Genomic DNA, 18,397 nt, shown 5'->3' with positions numbered 1-18,397 from the left:
GGGGGCGGAAGGGCTGGCGCCCTTGCTCCGGCCCTGACGGCCCGTCAGGGCCCCGCGCCTGACGGCGCGTCAGTTTGACTGGTGCGGGACGGAGTTGGGTTGGGGCCGCCAGGCACCAAGCCCCGTCGCTGACGCGACGTCATATCACGACAGTGCAGGTGGAGATGAGTAAGCCCCTGACGGGGCGTCAAACGAGTATGTATGCCTGGCATTGGCATGCCAGGCATCACGTGTGGTGACTGTGGCACGTGTGGTGACTGGCGTCACCATACCGGGGACACCTTGACCGTGAATCCTCCGAACCACACCCCACCCCCAAGAACCCCCACCACCGGACCGACCGAACACACAACCCCAGAACGGGCCCTGACGGCCCCTAGCAGCACACCACACGCAACGGGAACAAGAGAGAGGAAAGGTCGGGGCAGCCGCACAGTCGCACGCGACGCCGCACAGTGGCGCACACGGCCACACAACCCCACCACGCAGGACCGGACGGCCCCTCAGGGCCCGGAGGAGAGAAACCAGGACCAAAGGGGGCGGGGGAACGCTGGGCGGGCCCTGACGGGCCCACACACAGCCACCACAAGCCCGGAGACGGACACCAGCAGGAAAAGGGACGGGGACGCTGCCGCGCCCCCACACGAGGGCGTACAGGGGCGGGAAGTGACGGAGAAGCAGAACAGCCCCCCACGGGCCCGCAGAGCACCACGCAGAGCCGGACCGGAGCCGATCCGGGGCCGAGGGGCCTGACGGCCCGGGGCGGGCCCCACGGAGCCCACACAGGGGCACACAGACCCCCGTACGGGCCGGTGGGGCCCGACAGGGCCACACCCCACAGGACCAGGGCCAGCCCCCACCACGCACAGCGCGCCAGCGACACACAGAAACCCGACACGCGAACCACACACCCCCACCCCACACCCACCAACAACACCACCCCACACCAACCAACAAGAAGGACAGCACGAAGGGTTGTCAGAAGCCCCCGGAGTACTTACCAGCAGCCTTGACCAGGGGTTTCCCTCGTTGGTCCCTCCGTCGTAAAACGTGCCGTAGGGAGTGTTCTAGGGGGTGCTGTAGGGGATGCCCTAGGGGATGTCTTAGGGAGTCTCTGATTCCTCCATCTGTCGCAGGTTGCCCCCACCCCCCGACCTATGTATAGTTAGCCATGTCGGAACGGGGGAACCCGGGGCGACGAGGGCAAACAATCCGCGTAGTGCGGGATGAGTCCTCAGAGGCCAGAGGAACCCTAGATTCGACGCTAGCTTTAACAACTGAAGACCCATTTGGGAGCCATGCGTCGCCAGGAGTCCGAAAGGACATGTAGCGCACCGCGATAAGGGGTACGGAAGTCGACCCTTAGATGCCTACTGTGCAATTCCTGACAAATGCACAGCATGAATCCGTGATCAGTGGAGACCGAGACGGAGCGACTACCCGTCCCTACTAGATAGCTGGGCCACTTTTGTACCCGGTGAACGTAGGCAAAAGCTGACGCACTGCGGATATGACGGCATGGTGCCGATCCTTGACAACTCAACAGCGCGCACCTATGTGTGACTTGCAGCCTCTCCCAGGTCTGATTGCACTTCCAGTGGACTTCCGCGAGATTCTTTGAATCTGTACGGCCCGCTGGCGGACCGGTCAGAATGGCATTGGGGATGGTATCCGAAGATCGCGTAGGGGCGTTGAATGCCTGGCAGTAATGTCGGGACGCGGTCAGTCTTGACCGTGATCGAGAGACGGCGGAAACGTGCCGCGAGCGACGAAGGGTCCGAGAGGGCGCCGGAGTAAGTGAGACACGCAACAGCAACCGTCTTAAAATAAGCCGTGAATAAGGTCTGCATTCGTTTCGTTGGCCCTGGAAAGAAACCTGCAAGCTTGGTCGAAGACCCGTTTTGGAGAGGCTTGGCAGCAACAGGAGTACAGGTGTCTAGCGATCCTGATAGTTGGACTGGACGACACGGAACGCGGCTTGATTGATGACCCATCTTGGAGAGATCAAGGACGCAAGCAGTACACGCAGGTTGGGCATCACTCACTTGCGTTCGAATGACCTACATGACGACCCTTCCCATAAGAACAGCGAGTGTAGGAATTCGCCACAATTTTCGTCCGGCAGGGGAGCTACTCCCCTGCCGGACCATCGTCCGCGAATCAAAGTAATTGGAGTGGCCAATGAATGGACTTCCGCAGTTATTTACTCACGTCGCGACGTACGTTCCCGGTATTCCTCCGGTGGTACAGCGGCTCCCGCGACCCGTGTCTGAATGGTTCATACGCCGAGAGCACCGACGCCTTAACTTCCAGTGCGTTTCCTCCCCTGGAAAGCTCACCGTGTTCATGGTGCAGGGGTTTCGTAGGAAGTGCCTGTACGTGTATTCCGTGTACGCTCCCGGAAGTGACAGGCCCAAGCAGAGCGGCGAGAGTCCGCGAGAGACTGTCGCACTAGCACGCAGGGTCGATACTGTTGCAAGGTGGGTCGAGCACGGGTGTGCCTCGGTCGTTGAGTACTCAGCGTCATACCTGGCTGAAATGCCAGCCGCCGAATCGGTGATGGACTTCATTGCGAATCAGATTCAGGCTACCGAGGGCATGGGCGCACCCCCGTATTTCGCTGAGCGAATCGCCTATCTCACTGGGATAGGCGAGATTCTGTCTCAGCATCCCGGACTCAAGAACGCGCCCCCCAAGTGGTGTTCCTGGACGATCTGCGGTGATGTTCTCGCCGAGGATGCTCCGGTTAGGGTGGCCATCCTTGCCTTGAATAGGCTTACGCGCGGCCAGGTGGCCCAGTTGGGATTCCGTTCGGGGCCTTCTTATGTAGTACTCACCCCTATGTTCCGCATCCAAGCTATGTAAAGTTAGCCATTAAGTTTGATCCCGGGGGTACGGCGCGCCCCCGGGATCCACGAAAACCAACGGGGGCCGACTGTGGCGGCCCCGCCGCGCTGCAAGTTTCTGCGCTCAGGTGGAACCACTTTGGAGGTGAAATGCCTGACGTCCAGGTCACGGAAGACACCGTGATTGTCACTTACGGCTCCGCTCGTGAAGTGTTCGAGATTGTCAGCAAGCGGATCACAGGCACTGGTCGAGTGATCACCATGCCCGTCGTCGACGACGAGGGTCGCTTGTGGATCACAGCGTGGATTCAGGTTCTCCCCAGCGTGATGGAGGCGTACGCCTGGGCTGAGACTAACCACGCGCTCGCGGTGCCGGCCCCGAACGAGGACGCAGCAACCACCGCCCGTCCGGGTGGGGTTACACGTGACCGCGAGGCCGCAGGTACCCATACCGTCGTCCCCTTCCGTCGAGGTGTCGGGGCGAGGGCAGCATGAGGAATCAGGTAACCCGACTCGATCCCTTGGACAGTTGGCGAGCCGTCAGCCTGTCGGGGGCCGAAGCGAACATCGACATTCGCGGTCAGCACGTGTCCAACTCGCTCGACTGGTGCCTTTACAACTTCCGGGACCGCCGTGGCACGCCCATGCGCGTCGTGGCGCTCGCCGATAAGAGCGAGGTCCGCCAGGTCTATGAGCAGTGCGCAACGGGTACCGCGATTCAGCCATGCGATTGGCTGGAGGGCGAGAGGCCGAGGCGCCCCCCGAAGCCGAAAAGGAGCCCCGTCAAAGTCGGTGGTTGGGTGTCGGCCAAGCCCGAGGACGACGACTACTGGGCGGGAATCGTGATCTCGTGCGAGTGGGCGCAGCAAGAGGCGTCGTATCCCCGGAACCTGCCGCCGTTTTGGTCCTGGGGGTGGTGGGTCGAAGTGAGGTTTTCTGACGGCCGAACACGCCAGGGATTTTGGAACCGCAGTTGGGTGCGAAGCTTCACGGAAGTGCCGGAAGAGCGTCTGGCCGGCTTTGAGCCGTCGTGGCTGGCGCTTGAGGCCGAGCTCGTGGCGGAGCGGGTAGGGCAGTAGGAGTTGGATCGGCAGTTGAGCCGTTGGGCGTTGGGCCGTAGCACGAACGAAGCGCGGCCCGACGTCCAGCAGTGCACTTGGCGCCCCGGAGCACCCCAACGAACGGGGGGTGTGCGTCTCGTTCGAGTCGGGCCCGGGGCACTCGGCGCCAGCCAATCAGGCTGGCGCAGATATCTCATAGGAAGTGCAAACGATGGACACCACCATTGCGGCTCATCTCCAGGCCGCTCGGCTCTGCGAGGAACACACGCGGCCGGGAAGGCAATTCTGGTGCGCAGCTTCCGTGTGCGCCGTTCCTTCGTGCGCCTGACCAGTGAAGGGGGCTGGTTCACCCCCGCGATCGATGTCCCTCATCGCTACCAGGCAACGCCGCGTGAGCTTGAGGACGAGGCGGCGCGGGTGATTGGGCGGAACGGGTTCGCGACGGTCGGCGGTTGGGCCTCCGAGGAGACGGACAGCCGGATGCGCGCCTGCATCACGCTGACGCCCACCGAGAACTATCACGCCCTTGTCAAAGAACGCTGCGCGCAGGTGCCGCGGCTGCTGGGATCGGTGGAGGGCTGGACGATCAAGCCCAGGGAACATGGCGGGTGGACGGTGGAAGACTCCCCCAACGGAGGCGAGTTGATTTTGCTGTGGACGCCCGGGCTGGCGGGCGATGTGTGGTCCGTGGTGTGGCGGTACGCGGAACGACGGTCTTTGGTGGTGGCGACCAGTGGCACCCCCGCCGCGGCGCTGGAGGCTGCCCCGGTTGTCATGCATGCGGTCGTTGAGGACCTTGCATCGGAGCAGTAGCGCCAGGCGCCCCGGAGCACCCAGCGAACGAGGGGGTGCGTAGCGCGTTCGAATCGGGCCCGGGGCACTCCCCCGCTGATCTCCCGGTCAGCGGTTGTGACTTCCCTTAGGAGGCTTCATGTCGTTCCGTCCGACCTGCTGTGAGTGCCGCGAAGCCAAGGACGACGTCGTTCTTGAAGAGGTGCCGGCCCTTCTCGACCCCGCCGAGGAGCCGCCTGCTGGCCCCCTGCACGAATCGGTCTGGCTGTGCGGAGAGTGCAAGCCGATTCGCATGGAGCAGCGCTGACGGGCGCAGCTGCGCCCATGGTGGGTCTTGGTTGCTGAAGGGCCAAGGCTCACCACGGGTGGCAGGGTTTCAACTTCAGACGTTGCGGGCCGCTGCCGGATCGGATCGGCGACCTGGGGCACGAATCATTCGGCGATGCGGCGCACTTCATCTGTGAAGCCGCGCCAACTTGATTCGGGCTGGTCAGGCGGGCTGGTGTGATGCCGTCGCGGGGGCCTTGGGCTGGTGGTGGGCGGTAGTCCATCGTCTTGATCGTCGGGCGAGAGTCACGGGCGGTCTGTCCGTTTCCAGGTCAGAGGGCTGAGCGGGTTCTAGGCTCGCGGGATGACGGAGATCAGCGAAGTCGCCGAACGCGTCGCCGCTCGCCGGGCGGAACTCGACGAGGAGGAGAAGCTCCTGGTCGAACGACTTGAGAAGGTCCGCGCGGAGCGCGAGGATCTCGCTGCGGCGATGCGAGTGTCGGAGCGCATGCACGCTCAGCTGCAGACGGAGAAGGCCGCCACGCAAGCGGTGCCTGCGCAGGTCGGCGGCCGTGGCGTGCTGCTGGTCCGGCACCGCGAGGCGGGCATCGCCGAGGACGCGCTGCCGCCGGACTACCAGCAGATCATGAAGATCGTCCGGGAGGCGGGAGGCCCGGTACGCGCCAAGGACGTCGGCACCGCGCTCGGCCTCGAAGTAGAGGTCAAGGGTCGGCTGGAGCCACTGCGCGGGAAGTTGACCAAGCTGTCGGGCCGGGGCTGGCTGCGCAAGCTGCCCTACGGGCGCTTCCAGCGCATGCCGTAGCCACGGCCGCGGGCCGTAACCGGCATTCCCTCGGCGGTCGTTGACTTCGACGTGTGCATGAAGAAGCTCAACGAGCCCGCCGGGGATACCGGCTTCCCTATCTACCAGTGCCGTCTGCCGGTGTCCCGGAAAACCAACGAATACTGCGCGGACCTGCTGCGGCGCCACCTCAAGACGATCGGTTCACGCTGGCGCCGCCGGGCGCCCGGGCGGATCGTCGTCATCGTCCTCGCCATGCTCCGCCACGACCAGCGCATCGCCGACATGGCCGGCGGCAACCAGGTCGGCGAAACGACCGTACGACGCTGGCGAGATGAGCTGACTGCCCTGCTCGCCGCCCGTGCACCGCGCCTGGACCGAGCCCTGAAGAACATCGCCCAGCGGGGCGGGGAAGTCGTCCTGATCGACGGCACCCTCATCCCCACAGTCCGTCGCACCGGCAAGGACAACCGGCCCAACTACTCGGGCAAACACCGACGTCACGGCCTGCACTTTCTTGCGCTCACCGACGAGAAGGGCCGCCTCATCTGGATCTCCGCGGCGCGCCCCGGCCGCACCCATGACATCACCGCGGCCCGCCGCGACCACATCCTCGAGCATCTGCGCACCGCCGGTCTCGGCACCCTGGCCGACCTCGGTTTCCTGGGGCTGGACGACGACGATGCCCAGCCCGTCGTCGTCACCGGCTACAAAGCCACCCGCGCCCGCAAGCTCACCCCCGGCCAAAAGGAGGCCAACCGCGTCCTGGCCGCCTCACGCGCTCCCGTCGAACACGGCTTCGCCCACCTCAAGATGTGGCGCACCCTCGCCAAGCTCCGTACCGATCCGGCCCGCGCCACCGACCTTGTGCGAGCCCTGCTCGTGCTGACGAACCTCGAGGTCAACCGCTGACAGACGATCAAGGGCACAGACTGTCGCTCGCGAACCGCGTGAGCATGCCCTTCACCGATCACGCCACCTCGCTGACCTGCGACTTCAAGTTGGCAGGGCATCTGTGGGTGCGATGGCCGCGTACACATGGCTTGTCGGCCTGCGCCTGCACCCGCGGGGACTCCCCGTCCTGTCAGCTGGCCGATCTACCTATCGTGGCAAACCACCGGCCCTCACCACCGGGCGTGACACGTACAACCGCGTCTACACCTGGGAGGAATCGGGCCACCGACGGAACTCCCGTCCCGCATCGATGAAGCGTCCGCCGCCCGATCCCGCGACCGGGGCAAGATCACCGTCACCTGAAGCGGTGGCTCGACCGGGACGGCCGCGTGCAACGCCACAGCCCCACCGCTCTCCATCGCCTGACCTCCATTCGAAGGAGTCTGACGTGACCAACACGGATCCGACCGGCCGCTTCCCTGGCGACGCCACCCCTGATGAGATCCGCCTCGCCGTAGATGCTCTGAAACTGTCTGCCAGGCACGACGGCGTCAAGGACTGGGAACGCGTCGCCTGGGTCGCCCGCTGGATCGCTGACGCTGCCGGCTGGCAGAGCCGCGACTCGAAGGCCGAGGCCACGGCTGCCAAGCCCTGGTTGGCCGAGTGCTACGACGACACCACGATTGCGGGCGCCTGATCACGGCCCTCCAGGGCCGGCGGGCCAGCGATACCTCTGTTCTTCTACAGGCCGGGTCCCGACACCCCTGAGACCGATGGACGCTGTTGGTCATCCCGCCACGGTCCGGCCCTGAGCACCCATTCCCTAAGTATCGACTAATCAATAATCTGGCGATCTCTGCTCAGCCGGCGCGCCCACTAGGGGCGCGCCGCCGGCACAGTTGGCGCAGAGGTCCAGGCCCCGGATGGCCACGAGTGAGAACGGAGCCCTACCTATGTCGAGTCACATTTTGATCCCGCTCGATGGCGCCCCTTCCGACCGCACGATCCGTGTCGGCTGGGACGCCCCGCTCGCCACCTTCTTCGCCCATGTCCTTGACAATCCCATCGGCGATGCCGACGAGCCGGTTGCGCTGATGTCGACAGGTGGCCAACCGTACGAAGTGCCTGACGTGGACGTCATCTTGGGCCTCATCGCTCCATATGCGGTGATCCCTTCGGATCTACGTGAGCAGCTGATAGCCGAGGAGGCCGCGGAAGGCGACTCCTTTGCTGGCCGTCCCGGCAGCGCGGTCGTCGCTCGCGTGGCTCTGCAGAATCTTGAAGATCCTCGGCAGATCGCCGCGATTCGTGCGGCGATGCCCGATCTTCCCTAAGTGCAAGTGCGTCCGGGCGACAGGAAAGTCGGCCGTGGTCGTCCTGCGGTCGGGACGCGCACGTGCTGGGTCTGACAGTGATCAGTGATCGGCCTGCGGCGGCCGCCCTCGGGGCGGCCGCCGGCCCCTTTCACGGGAGGAGCGTGATAGGCAACAACGAGGTGGTGCGGCATCCGTTGCGCCTGGATTGGGACCAGGCAGTAATCGTCGAGATGGCAACCTGCCACCCCGAGTGTGGAGCCATGCTCTGTGTGCTGGACGGTGTGCGCAACGACGCGCACGTCTGGATCCGGCATGAGCTAAGCGACGGCGGCCGCGGCGAGACGGACGGCTTGAAGGTGGCAGCGTGCGATCGCGTGCCCGAGCCCCAGCCGAAGGCGTCCACGTGGTCAATGACGATCAGCCAGGTGCCGGCGGTCGGCTTCGCGCTGGGGGTTTCTCATGATGTCGACCGGGCATGGTGGCACTTCACATCACCGAATTGCGCACCCAACGGCAGGTCTTCAACTGCCTGTTCGAGCGGGCGGATGCTGCCGGTCAGGCTTTCTGGCTCGGCAACGCCATTGCGGCGACGTATGCATCCGATTCGGTATGGACACGAGACATCATCCGAGACAGGGCACAGCTGCAGCCGTCGCTGTTGTTGTGGACGTGCCGGGTATGTGAGCAGAACTTCGAGCACCATGAGCGGCTGATCGTGCGGGCCGCGTACTGGCCCTTGGAGACGCCAGCTCGGCTGCGCCATGTGCTGGTGATCGACTGCGGGCCCGGCGCTGCGCCACCGGCAGCTGTCAAGAATCGGCACGAGGCAGAGGTAGCCCGGCTGGAGGCGCTGGGGTTCTACCCGCTGACTGGGCTTGCTGCGAGCTAATGCCAAGCCTCTACCAGCAGCGTGATGCCCCGGTTGGCGGGAATGGAGCCGTCCACGGGAACGACGCCGGCCCGCGACGAACAAGGAGGTCGACGGCTTGGTCCTGTTCGAGGACAACTACGCCCTCCATGCGCACGAACGGACCGTCGAAGACAGAACGGGACCCCGCTCCCCTTTCAGCCTTGACGCACAGGTGTAAGTGGCCCAGCAGGGCCGATCCTGCCTGGCCCAAGGAGAGCCATGTCGGGCGAGACCATCATCGCGGTCAAGGGAATCGTGCACGGAGCGCCAGAGAAGATACGCATCCCCAATGGGGAACGCGTGGTCGGGTTCGGTGTGATAACCCCGCGGGAAGAGTTCGACCACAAGACCCACCGGTGGCGCGAGGCCGAACCCGTCTTCGTAGTCTGCTACGCGTTTGGTAAGCGTGGTGAAGGCGTTCTTACCACCCTGCGGGACGGCATGAGCATCGTCGCCCAAGGCCATCTGACCCTGCGCGACGGAGCCGGGCAGACGCCCTACCTTCGTCTCACCGCAGTGGGACCGGACCTTGGTAACCACCACGTCATCGTGGATCCGGTCAATCTGCCACCACGGCCGGCGTCTCACATACCGCGCCCTGTTCCCCCGAAGCCAGCGGCTTCCCCCACCGTGCACCTGGACCACGAGCATGAGCCGCCGGGCACTGAGCCCTCACGCCCCATCAACTGGTGGTCCCTCACTCACTGAACACGACGGCCGACCAATCACGAACCGTGGTGATCGGGGCTGGTGATCAACAAGGCCCACAGGGCAAGAGCAGACGGCAGCCGTTCACCCCTTCCATTCACAGGGCTGCGCCGCGGAGCGTCACGCTTCCGCCGCGCAGCCCTTTCCTGTAACCACATCTGAAGGAGTCTGTATGTCCGGCAAGAGTCGGAAATCCCGACAGCGCGCCCGGAACAATTCGTCCAGGACTCTGATGGCCGAAGCCATCGAAAACGCTCACGGCGTGTACCGCATGGACATCTCATCGAGCGACCTGCACACGTTGATCCGCCAGGGCTGGGCCACTCCCACCCCGGATGGAAAGAGCTGGTGCATCACCAAGTCCGGCCGCGACGCCCACAACAAAGGCATCAACTAAAGACATCGAGGCCCCATGCCCGCACCGAAGTGCCGTCGCCATAAACGGCATCAGCCTTACCCACGAGGGCCCTTTACTACCGCCCACTCCTGCAGATCACATTCGAACCAGCCGAATCGAACTCCCTCACCGGGTGGGACAACGCGCCTCAATCTGGATGACGAGCTCATCCTGGATCAGGTACCTCATGTCGCATGAATCCTCCATTACGAAGGATCGGCGGACAGTTCGCTACGGCGACAGATCAGTCTCGCTGCCACGCCAGGAGTCTTCACTCACCCGAAATCGATACAGCAAAGGTATGCTCATGACCGCCCATGAACTGATAAAAGCGCTTCTCCCGGAGGCCCCTTATATCGAATCCATACTCCGTGCGGCGGGGTGGGCCCACGAGGAGATAGACAAGGCGCAGGACCGTCACGGCGAGCGAGGAAAGGGCCTGATCTGGAATAGCTTCCTCTTGCTCCAAGCTACGCACGACAAGCTTTTCCGCGAAGTGCTCTACCGCGCGCACTGCCGCGAGATCTTGGACCGCGTCGCCAGGGACGAGGACACCCGACCGGGCACGGACGCGGAGATAATCATCGGCATTCACGAGGCGAGTCTCGTCGCACCCATGACATCCGGCGCCGCTTGCCTCTACTTCCGCCTACTCGACAGGTCGGTGCCTGAACTTTCCCAAGCCGCGGCACCTGACATTGACCTAGCGGCGTATGAGAAAGTGCACGGCCGCGTGGCAGACGAGTATGAAGCCGATTTGCGCCGGAAGCTCCGACAGGAGTCCCGAAAGAAGTGACAGCAAGAGGAGATGACCGTGACAGACGATTTCTGGGCCGTAATCAAGGACCAGCTCAAGGAGCTTGAGTCGGCCACGAGTGCGGATGATGTGATCCGCATCCTGAGTCCGGACCGTAATCCGTACGGCCCTGACTGGGACGGGATGGACGGTGCCGCCGAAGGCTTCTTCGCGGGGTCCGGCGGCGACGGGCGCGTGACGGAGTCCCTGGACGAGGCCGGATGGACCACGGTGTGGTTCAAGGCCCATTACTACTGGGCCATGCGGGCGCCGAACGGCGACGTCATCACCTACATCGAGGGCGACATCTATCGCGGAAACCGGGGCTAATCATGGCTGCTCACGACGAGATCGAGATTCGGAACCTCACCGGTCACGGCTGGTACCGGACCAGGGCGGGAGCGTTCGACCTCATGATCATGAGGTACCTGCCCGCATCCGTCCAAGATCTGCGGGCCAAGATCCGCGAATTGAACCCGGACGCGAACGTGGACGATCTCCAGACGGTCACCGAATGCCTGATGATCCTCGCCGAGCTGCGAGGTCACGCCACCAACTGAACATTCCCGACGCAGCAAAGGCGTGGATCGGTGAGGTTTTCCGGTCCGCGCCCTTCTTTGTCGGTCGTGCAATTAACCAGGGGAGAGGAAATGTTCAAAGTCACGACTGAGTGGCACCAGCAGCGCAACGTGCAAGGCAAGGCGTCACAGAAGAAGCTCAGGAGTGAGACTGACGAATTCGACTGGCCGGACGCCGTAGCGCGTTACGTTGGCGAATTCTTGGAGGAAAACCCGAAGATTGTGTTTTCCGGCATGGAGGAATTCGGCGCCGGCGAGTGCGTGCTGAACCCGATCAGCCTTCGGTGCCGAGTGTACGGGGACTGCCGGGCACACCACATCGAATCCGCTCGGGAGTATGTGGAATCGACGGTTGGTGAGCTGAAGCCCGGTGAGAGTACGGACCTGACCGGGGGCGCGCTGAAGTGGGTGTCCATCACGATCGAGGCCCTGCCGGACAGCGATCCTGAGGAGGATCTCGACTCGGCTCCCGACCCTGAGGAGGAGCTGGAGGGGGAACCGGCAGAGCCCAACGAGCCGGACGCCCCGAAGCCGGCCGAGCCGGAGACATACGTACGACGCTCGGCCTTCCACAGTGAGGTGCGTCCGGTCGGGGAGCCGATCACGCACGCCGAGGACTCACCAGAAACTCTGGCCGAGCGTCGCGAACTGGTCCGCGTCCGGCCGCACTTCAAGGTGCCGGATGGCCGGTCCAGCCTGCGGACGGTGCGCTCTCCGTGGTGCTACGAGGCCCGCGTGGTCCGCGAGAGCTGCGGAGACATGGTGCTCGTCAAGTACACGTGGGAGACCGAGGACGCCCCGTGGACACCGACCGGCGCATTCAAGGTGTCAGAGCTGCACAAGGTGCACGAATGCGAGTGCGCCGGATGCTGCGGCAAAGACGGCATCACCGAATTTGAGGGGGCGTAACCGTGGGAATTTCTCTAGCTCTTGTCGACTCGGAAGCCGTGCTCGGCGAGAGAGCCGCATGGATGGACGAAAAGACCGAACCGTGCGTGCGGCTCGATGAGCTTTTCGAGAAGTGGTACGAAATCCACGGCAAGTACCCGTACGGCCCGATGCAGTTCCTCTCCTGGCTGGAGCGGCGCGGTGTGCCCGTTCAGCCCCCGCACTGGGGCGACCTGAAAACCGCGAACACCCAGAACCAGGTCACGTGGCTGGACGAGGACTTCCACTACACGGTGTTCCAGCTCGGCGACGCGCATTACGTCGCGACAAGTGAGGCCCACACAGTCGAGCACCCCGAGTTCTTCGAGATCACGGCCGCCGAGCCGGAGGACTTCCTGGCGTTCAGCTCCGCGTGGATGGAGTGCGACGCCGGTCACGCGTACGAAACCCAGAACACCTTCCACTGGCAGTTCTACGTCGAAGGGGTGGGCCCGCGCGGGACGAAGTACCGGCTTTGCGACCTGGACCAGGACGGGGACGGCGACCTGCTGTGCCCGAAGTGCACGAACAAGATCAGGAAGTTGGGGGCGTACTGATGCTGATGGAACGCAACGGCATGGACAGGCGGCAGCCGATCGGAACCATGACCGATTCCAGGGGGACGTTGTGGTCGGTGTACGACGTGCGCCACGACGCCGCCGGTGAGATCAAGCAGGCGTACGTCGAGTTCAGTCAGAGTGCGGACGGCCGTGGTCAGTCCATGAAGGACTGGGGCCTTTCGTCGCCGCACTGGACGAAGGAGATCTACCCCGGCAGCACGCTGAAGATCACGCACCGGATCGAGTTCCGGCTGTACAAGCACGAGCACCCGGAGTTCTTCGGCTGCACGACGTGCCCGTACGACGTGGTCGACAGCGAGCAGGCTGGCTGGGCGGCGGCCCGCGAATGGTTGACGGGCAAGGGCTGGCCGGTCGGGGGCCTCGAATTGAAGACGGCCAAGACCTACACGGGCGGCGGTGCGGTGCTGTGGCGCTTCGAGGTGCCCACTGAGGACGCACACGAGTCGGCGAAGGAACGCAGCATCCGTCTCGTCTGGTTCTGACGGCCCGCCCGGTCGACGAGTAGCGAAAACCGTCCTCCCCTATGCGGTATTCGGCGGGTTCGATTCCCGCGCCGGGCACTCAGGGATTCAATTTCGAAATCAGGGAGGGAAAGGTGGCCGCAAGCATGCGCGAAATGCGCGAACAGGCCGTGGAATATCTGGGTTGGGAGAAGCGCGACCCGGAGCGGTACGACATCGACGGAATCGTTCGGGACGCCTGGGTCACCGGCAACGGATCGGACGAGGCGTGGAAGGCCGCCGTGGAGAAGCACTACAAGCGCTTCATGGTCGGTGACTGGGTACGCATCACGGTGGAGGTTGAGGACGGTTTCACCGAGCACCACTACGGCCCGATCGAGAACTTCCGCAAGCCTGACGGCAACTTCTACAAGCGCAACGTCACCCAGCCGTACGCGGCTTTCCTGCACCCGGAGCACACCCGCAGCCACGTTGTACCGCTCGCCGATTTGGTCGAAGAGATCAACGACTTCGAGATCATCACCGAATGGCCCAAGGTCCACGAAGGCGGCCCGAAGCACAACTACGGGGTCTACTCGTGCATCGGAGGTCACGGGCCCTACCCGCCACCCGCCACGGTGATGGTGGTCCACAAGGTGTCAGGGCGAAAGAAGCGGTTCTGCGATGCCTGCAACATCCCTGACTATCGGGCCCGGCTCGCGAACGAAGCGCTGTGGCATCAACGCAATTGCAAGACCACGATTCTGGAGCTGCGCGCGAATCCGGAGCTGATCACCGGCCCGACCAGCGATCCCCGGGAAGCCTGGGACCAGACACCGGCCGACGAGTACCGGTCCTGGGCTGACACCTTCCCCTGGCTCGTGCCGGCCCCGGCCGCCGAGCTGTACGCACAGTGGAAGGAGCAGCAGAGTGCGAGTGTCGCTGCCTGAGATCTGGATTCAGTTGCGTTCGGATGTCGACCTTAAGGAGTACGAGGCCGAGGACGCAACGGCAATTCGCACCGGTGAAATCGTGGTATACGACATCGCGATCATCGAGCCGCGCACCGACGAGAACTGGGACAGTCCGGAGGAATGGACGTTCCTCGACTCGTGCGGGAACTACTTCGGTATCCCGGGCCAGGACAACGTCTACTCCCACCCGCGCCAGATCACCGACGAGATCCTGCGCTTCTACATCACCGACATGTGGATGCATAACCTCGGAATTCGGCCCGGCGATCTCATCCACCACAAGGGCCAGGTCCAGGCCGTGCTCGGCCTGGAATGCGAGCCGTACGAGATGGACATTGTCGGCTACGCGACCGGCCACCTGGTGTGCCGGCCGGCCGGCGGGGGTGCTCCGATCCGTGTGCCAGCCGAGGACGGTCTACGCCAGGTGCTGGAGCTGGCGTGAAGTGTTCCAAGTGCGGGAGGCCGCAGGCTTCCTGACCCCTTCGACGCCCACCGCGATGCAGCCCGAAGCGGTGGGCTTACTGCATTCGAGAGGAAACCACGTGATCGGCAAAACAGTAGGCACCGTGGGTTTGGGGTGGACCATCGTCCACCAGGCCCGCCAGAAGCACTACGACGACCGCTACTACGGCCAGTTCCTCGGCACCCGTAAGGGCAAGACCGGCACCGCCGAATGGATCGTCGGCCGCATGTACCCGGGCAAGAGCAAGGACGACGGCTTCCGCGACGGCGAGTGGGCCTACTCCAAGCACTTCGACGGGCCCCGGTCCACGGACAACGCGGACGCCGCGCTGAAGGCGTACGTCGAGATGTCGCACAAGACGTTCGTGTGGGACCGCATCTTCGAACAGCGTGTGGGTGAAGCGATCGACCGGCACTGGTCCGGTCCCGAGGCCCCCGACGCCCCCAAACTCGCGACCGGCTGGCAGGAGAGCGACGCCGGCCACCGTAACCCGGCGCGCGGTCACACGATCCTGCTGCCGTTCCACGAGGCGAAGTACTACCTGCTGCATTTCCTTCGGAGCACCGAGCTGGGAGCGAAGGCGCACCTGACCAAGGGTGTGACCATCGACCGGCACCAGGCCGTCAAGCTGGTCACCGCAGCGACCGGCCCGATCCGGTTCGAGTACGGCTACAACACCTACTGGCTCGCCGCCGAGGTCGACGTATGAACAGCACTACGGAAACGCAACCTGCCCGGGCCCTTCGAGTCGGAGAACGGCTCGAAGGGCCCGGCGACAAGTCGTGGGAAGTCGTCAGCGTCCAGCACAACGGATGGCGCATGGAGAACGGATACCCCCGGTCTCTCGATCTCTCGTACACCCTGCGCGGCGAGACCACAGGGGAAAGCCGGAAGCTGAAGCCCGCTGACATGGCCGACTACTTCTTGATCGCCCCCGAAAAAGAAACGGACCCGGCCAACCCCGGCCCTCTCTCATAGGAGCGTCATGCGCTGTTCCACTCTTCAGTCCACCGTTGTCCCCGCCGACGACCCGTGCGCCGGTGAGGCCACCCACATGCTCTTGGGCTCGATGCTCGACGGTGAGGCCGGTACACGGGAGCCGTTCCGTGACCCAGTGTGCAAGCCCTGCGGCGAGTCCTACGTACGGCGCCCCGCACTCAAGGCCCGGCTCGTGCCGCTCCACGTGCACATGCCGGAGAGCGTGTTCATCGAGATCGTCGAAGGACACCGGCTGCTCAAGGACGCGGAGCACGAGGCCCGGTGCTTCGACTGCGGCACGACCGGCCGCGTCAACTGGTTCCGTTTCCAGACCAACGGGTGCCCGGGGCGTCCGGAGTCCATCGAGGTTCTGCGTTTCTCGCGCGACATGGTGCACGCCGAATTGCACGAGCGGGCCACGGCATCCGCCGCCGAGTGGCGGGAGTACGCCGTCGATTTCATCCACACGCACATCGAGGACTGGCGGGTGGTCACCGACGACGACCAGTACAGCGCCTACTTCACCTTCCGCGACCGCGAGTACGGCCTGCGGCACGACCTGCCCGCTGGCCGGTTCGGAGCCGAGAAGTTGCCCAACCGGGGGCGCCCCAAGCCGGACATTGTCAACCCCGAACTCGACCGCTCGTACAAGCAGGCCGTCTTCCACTTCCACAACCGGGTCACCGAATCCGGCTCCGCGTACTTCGCCACCTGGACGCCCGGCCACACGAACGTCACCGACCGGGAACTGATCATCCTCTACGCCCCCGAGGGCCAGATCGTGGAAGTCCTGCGCGTCCCGGGCCTGCGGGGCTGGGACGAGACCACCGGCGCGATCTGCGATGCCTTCGGCTCCATCAGCTACGTCGTCCTCCAGACCCGCATCTACGAGTAGGAGCAACACCGTGCCGCAATTCACCTTCGAACCGGTCGACCCCGACAACGACAACCGCCTACGCGTGCGCCTGAAGGACACCGGCGAAGCGCTCGGCAGCGCCTGGCTGACCAAGGGCGCCGGCTGGGTCGCCGAGCACGCCGGCCTCACCGGCACGCAGGGCGCAGTGCACGGCTTCAAGACCGAGCACCTGGCCGCCGAGTTCATGTACTGGTTCAAGCCGCCCGAGCAGTCCGACCGCACCAACCCCACGGACCGGCCACGCCCCCTCAACCCCGAACTGCTGCCGAAGCACGGCGTACTCATCTCCCTCATGCCGATCAACGGCGGCGACTTTCTGGTGGACTGCAACACCCGGGGCGCGGGGTCGGGGATCGGCTACCTCCAACAGCGCGACGACGGCCGCTTCGATGTCCGGGAAGGCCCGACGAGCATCGGCATCGCCGAGAAGCCTGAGACAGGCATGTGGGCGTGCCTGGGTGCCTGGACCGGCGGCAAGTTCTTTGCACGGTTGGTGAAGGGCTTCACGACGCACCCGAAGCACGATCCGTGGGTGAACGGCGTCATCACCTTCCGAGGTGAGACCGTCGAGGCCGCCGCCGAGGGGATCCGTGAGGTGGCCGAGGCAGTGATCGAGGGCCACACCGAATACGAGGCGAGCGAGACCACCTACGACGTGAAGCTCACGCCTACCGAGTGAACCTCTTTCATCCTGAATAGCTGCAGGTGAGAAGGGTGTGGATGGCCTGTACGGTGCGGCTGATGCGGTTGGTGGAGCATCGGGCCCGGCGGAGGATCCGCCAGGACTTCAGCCGGGCGAAGGCCCGTTCGCCCGGCGCTCGGAGTCGCGTGTGGACGCGGTTGAACTGCTGGTAGTGCTCGGGGAGTTCGCGGTGTCTGTAGTACGGAGTGCGCACGGTGGCGCCGGCCCCCTGGTAGGCCCGGTCGGCCAGGACCAGGACTTCCCTGGTCAGGCAGGCCTGGACGATGCCGTGGGCCCGGGCAGCGGTCAGATCGTGCGCCCGCCCCGGCAGCGCGCGGGAAAACCACAGCGGGGTCCCGTCCGGTGCCGCGACGACCTGGACATTCATGCCGTGCCGCTTGTGTTTCTGGGAGTAGTATGGCTCGTCCGCCTTGATGCGGTCGGTGGGGATGAGCGTGCCGTCAACGATGACGAAGTCGCCCTCACCCAGCCCGACCAGGGCCTCGCGCAGGCCTGGGGCCCAGGCAGCGAGGATCTCGAGGGTTTCGTCGACGTATCGCCAGGCCGTGGACTCCGAGACTCCAAAACCTGCTCCGACCTGGGCGAACGTCTCGTTCTTCCGGAGATGCACCAGCACCAGCAGGGCCTGCTTGAAGCACCCCAGCCTCCGCCAGGGCGACTTCAGCTCGCGCCGACGGGCGTGGATCAGCCACGAGACGTGCTCAACGAGCTCGTACGGGACATCGAGCATGGCAGGATACGGAACCAACAGAGCCCCTTGGCGCCGGTGTCGAGTGAGATCAACACCCCAACGACAAGGGGCTCTGCCATGTCACCCACCACCCCGCTGACCAGGCCACTTCACCCCCACGGAACAGGATGAAAGAGGTTCAGTGACCTGGCCGATGACCGGCCAGCCCCGTCAGAAGAATGCAGCCGGTTCAATTCCGGCGCGGGGCACCATGCGTTCAGCCATGGACGCAGCAGAAACGCAGCGGCTCGCCAATCGGCAGGCCGCATTTTTCATGCCCGTGCACCAAGTGGGATGAAGCGCAAGTTAGGAGAACCC

General features: G+C 64.5%; 24 protein-coding genes. 23 read left to right on the top strand and 1 reads right to left on the bottom strand.

Translation table 11 applies throughout. The features are described from left to right. Positions 1–2,996 precede the first annotated feature (2,996 nt). From SNOUR_RS41965 to SNOUR_RS41875, 23 genes are all read left to right on the top strand, one after another. Complete coding sequence (locus SNOUR_RS41965; protein WP_067342795.1) at positions 2,997–3,341, top strand: hypothetical protein; 345 nt, start codon at positions 2,997–2,999, stop codon at positions 3,339–3,341. Beyond that, complete coding sequence (locus SNOUR_RS41960; RefSeq protein WP_159425700.1) at positions 3,338–3,925, top strand: hypothetical protein; 588 nt, start codon at positions 3,338–3,340, stop codon at positions 3,923–3,925. The genes SNOUR_RS41965 and SNOUR_RS41960 overlap by 4 nt, the downstream gene beginning before the upstream one ends. Before the next feature lie 270 nt (positions 3,926–4,195). After that, the gene (locus SNOUR_RS41955) at positions 4,196–4,720 is read left to right on the top strand and encodes a hypothetical protein (protein ID WP_067342798.1); all 525 of its coding nucleotides are present in this window, start codon (positions 4,196–4,198) and stop codon (positions 4,718–4,720) included. Positions 4,721–4,838: 118 nt separating this feature from the next. Next, positions 4,839–5,006 carry a hypothetical protein gene (locus SNOUR_RS46935; RefSeq protein ID WP_159425701.1) on the top strand — a complete coding sequence of 56 codons (168 nt, stop codon included), beginning with the start codon at positions 4,839–4,841 and terminating at the stop codon, positions 5,004–5,006. A gap of 324 nt (positions 5,007–5,330) precedes the next feature. Further along, a complete protein-coding gene (locus SNOUR_RS41950) occupies positions 5,331–5,789 on the top strand; it encodes a hypothetical protein (RefSeq protein ID WP_067342800.1) in 459 nt (152 codons plus the stop codon). A gap of 57 nt (positions 5,790–5,846) precedes the next feature. Beyond that, entirely contained in the window at positions 5,847–6,680 is an 834-nt protein-coding gene (locus tag SNOUR_RS41945; RefSeq protein WP_067342802.1) for a transposase family protein, read from the top strand. A 430-nt stretch (positions 6,681–7,110) separates the two neighbouring features. Further along, positions 7,111–7,359, top strand: coding sequence for a hypothetical protein (locus SNOUR_RS41940; protein WP_067342803.1), 249 nt, complete (start codon positions 7,111–7,113; stop codon positions 7,357–7,359). Positions 7,360–7,615: 256 nt separating this feature from the next. Beyond that, on the top strand, positions 7,616–7,996 hold the full coding sequence (locus tag SNOUR_RS41935) for a hypothetical protein (RefSeq protein WP_067342805.1): 381 nt from the start codon (positions 7,616–7,618) through the stop codon (positions 7,994–7,996). A 457-nt stretch (positions 7,997–8,453) separates the two neighbouring features. After that, on the top strand, positions 8,454–8,867 hold the full coding sequence (locus tag SNOUR_RS41930) for a hypothetical protein (RefSeq protein ID WP_067342807.1): 414 nt from the start codon (positions 8,454–8,456) through the stop codon (positions 8,865–8,867). Positions 8,868–9,107: 240 nt separating this feature from the next. Then, the gene (locus SNOUR_RS44315; RefSeq protein WP_079141892.1) at positions 9,108–9,596 is read left to right on the top strand and encodes a single-stranded DNA-binding protein; all 489 of its coding nucleotides are present in this window, start codon (positions 9,108–9,110) and stop codon (positions 9,594–9,596) included. Positions 9,597–9,768: 172 nt separating this feature from the next. After that, positions 9,769–9,993: a hypothetical protein gene (locus SNOUR_RS46930; protein WP_159425702.1), complete on the top strand. Its 225-nt coding sequence runs from the start codon at positions 9,769–9,771 to the stop codon at positions 9,991–9,993. A gap of 307 nt (positions 9,994–10,300) precedes the next feature. Beyond that, on the top strand, positions 10,301–10,789 hold the full coding sequence (locus SNOUR_RS41925; protein ID WP_159425703.1) for a hypothetical protein: 489 nt from the start codon (positions 10,301–10,303) through the stop codon (positions 10,787–10,789). 18 nt (positions 10,790–10,807) lie between these two features. Further along, positions 10,808–11,119 (top strand): hypothetical protein, encoded by a 312-nt coding sequence (locus SNOUR_RS41920; protein WP_312631419.1) that lies wholly within the window; start codon positions 10,808–10,810, stop codon positions 11,117–11,119. Positions 11,120–11,121: 2 nt separating this feature from the next. Further along, entirely contained in the window at positions 11,122–11,349 is a 228-nt protein-coding gene (locus tag SNOUR_RS41915) for a hypothetical protein (protein ID WP_067342812.1), read from the top strand. A 90-nt stretch (positions 11,350–11,439) separates the two neighbouring features. Then, entirely contained in the window at positions 11,440–12,276 is an 837-nt protein-coding gene (locus tag SNOUR_RS41910; protein ID WP_067342813.1) for a hypothetical protein, read from the top strand. 62 nt (positions 12,277–12,338) lie between these two features. Then, positions 12,339–12,851, top strand: a complete 513-nt coding sequence (locus tag SNOUR_RS41905; RefSeq protein ID WP_067342815.1) for a hypothetical protein — start codon at positions 12,339–12,341, stop codon at positions 12,849–12,851. Positions 12,852–12,898: 47 nt separating this feature from the next. After that, entirely contained in the window at positions 12,899–13,357 is a 459-nt protein-coding gene (locus tag SNOUR_RS41900) for a hypothetical protein (protein ID WP_159425704.1), read from the top strand. Positions 13,358–13,482: 125 nt separating this feature from the next. Further along, the gene (locus SNOUR_RS41895; RefSeq protein WP_067357440.1) at positions 13,483–14,265 is read left to right on the top strand and encodes a hypothetical protein; all 783 of its coding nucleotides are present in this window, start codon (positions 13,483–13,485) and stop codon (positions 14,263–14,265) included. Next, positions 14,252–14,731: a hypothetical protein gene (locus SNOUR_RS41890; RefSeq protein ID WP_067342820.1), complete on the top strand. Its 480-nt coding sequence runs from the start codon at positions 14,252–14,254 to the stop codon at positions 14,729–14,731. The genes SNOUR_RS41895 and SNOUR_RS41890 overlap by 14 nt, the downstream gene beginning before the upstream one ends. Before the next feature lie 124 nt (positions 14,732–14,855). Next, a complete protein-coding gene (locus SNOUR_RS41885) occupies positions 14,856–15,461 on the top strand; it encodes a hypothetical protein (RefSeq protein WP_067342822.1) in 606 nt (201 codons plus the stop codon). Continuing rightward, positions 15,458–15,730, top strand: coding sequence for a hypothetical protein (locus SNOUR_RS46925; RefSeq protein WP_159425705.1), 273 nt, complete (start codon positions 15,458–15,460; stop codon positions 15,728–15,730). Before SNOUR_RS41885 ends, SNOUR_RS46925 begins: the two co-directional genes overlap by 4 nt. A gap of 7 nt (positions 15,731–15,737) precedes the next feature. Next, complete coding sequence (locus SNOUR_RS41880) at positions 15,738–16,625, top strand: hypothetical protein (RefSeq protein WP_067342824.1); 888 nt, start codon at positions 15,738–15,740, stop codon at positions 16,623–16,625. Positions 16,626–16,635: 10 nt separating this feature from the next. Continuing rightward, positions 16,636–17,325: a hypothetical protein gene (locus SNOUR_RS41875; RefSeq protein WP_067342826.1), complete on the top strand. Its 690-nt coding sequence runs from the start codon at positions 16,636–16,638 to the stop codon at positions 17,323–17,325. A 7-nt stretch (positions 17,326–17,332) separates the two neighbouring features. Here the strand turns inward: SNOUR_RS41875 and SNOUR_RS41870 are convergent, their stop codons facing one another. Continuing rightward, positions 17,333–18,079, bottom strand: a complete 747-nt coding sequence (locus tag SNOUR_RS41870) for a transposase family protein (RefSeq protein ID WP_067342830.1) — start codon at positions 18,077–18,079, stop codon at positions 17,333–17,335. Positions 18,080–18,397 lie beyond the last annotated feature (318 nt).

It is taken from the genome of Streptomyces noursei ATCC 11455 (assembly GCF_001704275.1).
Taxonomy (GTDB): domain Bacteria; phylum Actinomycetota; class Actinomycetes; order Streptomycetales; family Streptomycetaceae; genus Streptomyces; species Streptomyces noursei.
This window is presented reverse-complemented; position numbering and strand designations above follow the sequence as displayed.